Annotated in this window: 5 protein-coding genes; all 5 read right to left on the bottom strand. The window is 26.4% G+C overall.

The window, feature by feature from the left end:
• On the bottom strand, positions 1-188 hold a 188-nt coding region (locus tag R5Z65_RS09590; RefSeq protein ID WP_317368773.1), incomplete at its 3' end, for a mercury transporter.
• Positions 185-1,036 (bottom strand): conjugal transfer protein TrbL family protein, encoded by an 852-nt coding sequence (locus R5Z65_RS09585; RefSeq protein ID WP_317368772.1) that lies wholly within the window; start codon positions 1,034-1,036, stop codon positions 185-187. The genes R5Z65_RS09585 and R5Z65_RS09590, both read right to left, overlap by 4 nt.
• A 14-nt stretch (positions 1,037-1,050) precedes the next feature.
• Positions 1,051-1,383 carry a hypothetical protein gene (locus R5Z65_RS09580; RefSeq protein WP_317368771.1) on the bottom strand — a complete coding sequence of 111 codons (333 nt, stop codon included), beginning with the start codon at positions 1,381-1,383 and terminating at the stop codon, positions 1,051-1,053.
• Positions 1,367-3,706 (bottom strand): VirD4-like conjugal transfer protein, CD1115 family, encoded by a 2,340-nt coding sequence (locus R5Z65_RS09575; protein ID WP_317368770.1) that lies wholly within the window; start codon positions 3,704-3,706, stop codon positions 1,367-1,369. Before R5Z65_RS09575 ends, R5Z65_RS09580 begins: the two co-directional genes overlap by 17 nt.
• The coding region (locus tag R5Z65_RS09570; RefSeq protein ID WP_317368769.1) for a hypothetical protein at positions 3,706-4,686 on the bottom strand (981 nt) is incomplete at its 5' end. The genes R5Z65_RS09570 and R5Z65_RS09575, both read right to left, overlap by 1 nt.

Genomic DNA, 4,686 nt, shown 5'->3' with positions numbered 1-4,686 from the left:
TCTTTTATTTGAAATATACTCTCTGCTATTATATAAAATATAACTAAATTTATTGCTCTTTTTTTCATTCCCTCCACTTCATCATCTGCCTTTTGCATAGTCATCATACAAAATATAAATCTAAGTATAACTCCTGTTCTTATTATACCTATCATTATATTTGAAAGTTCATCTATGATTTTAATCACCCTCCTTTTTTAGCTATTAAATTTTTAGCCATTCCAACTAATCTACTTGAGTGATATATATTATTTACAAAACTTCCACCACCTGTTGGTATTAAAAATTCTGATAAAAATCTAGGTGTTTTTATTGCAAGTACAAGACAAGCTATTCCCCAAAACATATTCATATTTATTCCCATATTTAACATTAAACCTATACCCAACTTGCATAAAGCTATTTGTATAATACAAGCAAACATTGACTGAATAAATTTATTCATATATGGCTTAAAAACTCCCTTATCATTATCAAGTAAACCAACGCAAGCAAAAGGCATACCTATTCTTAAAATAAGTATTTCAAGTCCACGCATTAAAAATTGAAAGTACAAAATAAAATAACATATAACAAATATTAAGCCAAATATTGCATTTACCAAGCCTAAAGATATTATTGCATTTGCCCAATTAAGCCAATCGTAGTTAGTGTCTGCACCTACAACAACTAATATTTCATTTGTAAGGCTTTCTGTTATTTGTGCAATAAATGTATATAGTGTTGGAAAACATATTGCTATTATTATTGCTTGTGAAAATCTTGTTAAAACTAAAAAAGGCTTTGAATCTGCATCTCCATCTGTCCATAGCACATAACATTCAAAACCTTTTTTCAAAAATTTTAATATAATTAACGACACACCAGTACCAAGTGCTACACTAAATAATCCATCTACTAGATTATTACCATTTGAACCTGTCATATATTTATCTGCATACAAGCAAATATCTAAAACACTACCTAGCAAGTCATCTATTAAAGCTATACACCCTGTTAATAATGCACCTATTAATGCTAAAAGTATAATTGCCATAAAACATAACTCCTTTATTTAAAGTAAGAAATTGCTAATTCGATTATTACTGCACCTAAAACTGCTCCAACTGTTGAAATAATACAAGTTTTAATTCTATTGTCCCACTTTTTTATATCCATTTCATCTGACGAACCTCGCCTTATAAAAAAGTATATTACTAAAACTGTACCAACAGCAGGTATTATTTTGTATGCCCAACTTGTTAAATCTTTTAACAGTTTATCAAGTCCTTTAGCAATTTGACTACTTCCTATATTACTTGCATAAATTTTATTTAAAAACAGAAAAAAAGTAAGTACCATACTAGACATACCTACTTTTAAAAAATTACATATTTTCTTCAATATTATTTCCTCCATCACTTTTATTATTTTGTTTACTTAAATTTATTTTACTTGTTTTCATAGTGTTAGTTATAGTAGGCTTATTATTTTCATTAACTTTTGGTTTAATATTATTTATACTATTTTCAAAGGCTTTATTTTTAATCATAGATTTATAACAATTCCAAATATTCCATAGCTTAATTTCACTATTTATAGTTATAATTTCTCTTTCGTTTTCTCGTTTTTGTCTTATTTTTCTGTTATGCTCTTCATCTCCAAGCCCACACATTGTGTTAAAATACCATTTTCTTAAATCATCTGCAATAGACATACAAGGATAGCTTCTTCCCATAACTATTTGATAAGGTCGCTTTATTCTTCTTATTTCATCAGTTGTGAGTAACTCTCTTGATACAAGGCTTAAACTATGTGATGAGCTAGGATTTGTAAATTTTGCGTGATTACTAGATAATTGATAAGCACTTGTTGTATATTTACCTAACTTATTACAAATAGATTGTAAAGTTTCTTCGTCATCTGCTTGTAAATACACCCAGTTTTGACAGTTAGATTTTATTATATGGCTTTCTTCTTTGCCGTATTTCATATCTAATTGTTCAAAAGATTGTAAAAATAGATTAAAACGCATACCACGTCCACCTGCAACTGTTAGCTTGTTAGTAAAATCACTTATTTTTACAAAATTGCCAAACTCATCTAATATAAAGTTTACTCTATTTTTAAGTCGTCCTCCTCGTTCATCTGCTTGTCTTACTAATAATTCATATAATTGAGATACAACTAAACTTGCTACTTGATAATATGTAGTTTTTTCATCTGGAAGAATAAAAAATATAGCTTGTTTTTTTCTTCCTATATCTTCAAGTCTACAATCACTTGTATTTGTTATGTTATATATAGATTTACTTGTAAACAATCTTAAAGTTGTAAGTGCCGATGTAAAAAAACTACCTCTTGTTCTACTTGGTGCAACTTCTGATATAGATAATAATGCTCTTGCTGGGTGATTTTGTGGTAAGTTTTCTATAAATAAATCAATAGGGTATTTATCTTCTATTTTTTTATTCATTTCTGCTATAAACCAGTATACATTAGTTAAATTTTGGTATTCTTCTTTTGATTTAGAATAATCTTCAATATTGTTTAAAACTACACTTAAAATCGCAACTGCTATTACCGATTTTTCTCCATTTTCCCATATCCTTTCATTAGAAACATTGTCCCCAACAAGTATGTTAGTTATATCCCAAGCATACATTTCGGCTTTTTCCATATCTCCATTATTTACTGCGTCTATAACAGGTTGAAGTAAGTTATACCTTGTACTTTTATTAGGATTTTTATAGTCAAGACAAATAACATCATAACCTAAACTTTTTAAATATTCATTTGTATATTGAAATAACTCTCCTTTAGGGTCTGATATAACCATACTTTCACCAGATAGTCCTATGGTACAAATACTTGGAATTACTAAACACCTTGATTTACCACTTCTAGTAGCTCCAACTACAAGCGTATGTACGTCATCTTTTATATAATGTATTTTTTCTTTATCTCCCTCCTTTGTCATTCCTATTACAATGCCACCTTTTTCAATAATTTTTGTTTTATCATCTCCCTTTTTTTCTTCTATTTTTAAGGACTTATTATTTAACACCTTATCCTTAAATGAATTAGCCATTTCTTTTGCATAGTCTTTTTTCTCCTTTACTTTTACATTAATCTTTTGTAATTGTTGGCAAATATTATTTTGTTTAATTTTGCTTTTAAAATTCTGTAAATTTTGTTGTTTTTGTAGATAGGCTTCCTTTTCAATTTGATTTTCTCCTTTATCTTCTTTGTTTTTAATTTCTTCTTTTTTAGTAAGTGTTTGTTTTTTAACTTTTTCAATAGCTTTTTCTCCATTTTTTATAAGTTTTTTAATATTTTTATCTTTAGGATTTAATATAAAATAGGCAAACTCTTTCTCCTTTTCTTTGTTAGTAAGCCACCTTGATGAACCATATTGATATTGCCCAACTTGTTTTGGTGTGTAAATATCTTCAGTAATTTTAATTAAGTCTGTTTGATACGGCTTGTTATTTTGTAAACTAAAATAAACTATTCCTAAATACTTGCAACACTCAAGTAATAAAAATAGTTTTCTTTTATCTTCATTTATAAATAAATCTTTTAAGTTACTAAAAAACTCTAAATTTTCAATGTTTATTTCATTTCCTAGCAAAACTGTATTTAACATTTCACTTAAATATACATTTGCTATAAAGCCTAAAAGTGATAAAAATATTAATATTAATATTTTTTCTTTTTTCTTCATTATCTTTCATACCCTTTATCCCTGTTTTTAAGATATATTTCTTTTTTAGCCTCCTTTGAAAGCTCTGTTACTATTTCATTTAATATACTATTATAGTTTTCTCTTTCTCGTTCTCCTTTAACATAAAAAAGACTTATTAAATCAAATATAGTTTGTTTAATAAGTCTTTTCTGTTTATTTTCTATTACTTCTTGTTTTTTAAATTCATTTTCTAATCTATTTATAGATTTTACAATACCTAAAATTTTATTAGCTATTATTTTTTCTATTTCTTTTCTATACTGTTCTTCTTGCTTATCAAGGTATTTATCTGAATAAAAACTTGCAATGTCTAGTTTAGCTTCTACATAATCATCTACTAATTTTTTTATATCTTCATTATTTTCAATTATATAACTAACTAGCTTATCAACTTCTTCTTTAACACTTGGCTCTAAAAATTCATAAGCTATTCTTCCTTTAGGTATCATCTTTTTTATTTTATAACTTTCATTAAAAATATGCTCTATAAATTCATTATTTGACATTGAATTTTCTCCTTTAAATATTCCTTTCTCTTTTAGTTTGTTATATTTTTTATTATCAAGTAATTTTATATCATTTATAAAATCATCTACTAACTTGTCGGTAATTTCTCTAACATTTTTAACTGCTAAATCTTTTTCTTTTGCATATTTAAGTATTTCATCTGCAAAAGTATCTTTTATAAGTTGTTTTCTTATTTTATTGGGAATACTTGGGTACAAAAAATTCTTTTCTACCTTTTGAGATTTATCCCAAAAAAGTATATGGGTATGATAGTTTATATCTTTCTCGTGTACTGCACATATAAACTCAAAATCTTCTCGCTTTATGTTGTTATGCTCCCTTATTGTATTTATATGCTTTGTTATATAATTCTCCCAACTTTTTAAATCTTCTAAATTTAATTTTTTGGTATCTTCCTTTTTAATAGCTATCATACCCTCATATATAGTAAT

The sequence above is a fragment of the uncultured Tyzzerella sp. genome (assembly GCF_963558545.1).
GTDB lineage: Bacteria > Bacillota > Clostridia > Lachnospirales > CAG-274 > Tyzzerella.
The sequence above is the reverse complement of the archived record's forward strand: the minus strand, read 5'-3'. Positions and strand labels throughout refer to the sequence as shown.

Bases quoted from the DNA above. Each gene is read 5' to 3' on its own strand.
- R5Z65_RS09585 (WP_317368772.1), bottom strand. From the start codon at position 1,036: ATGGCAATTATACTTTTAGCATTAATAGGTGCATTATTAACAGGGTGT.
- R5Z65_RS09575 (WP_317368770.1), bottom strand. From the start codon at position 3,706: ATGAAGAAAAAAGAAAAAATATTAATATTAATATTTTTATCACTTTTA.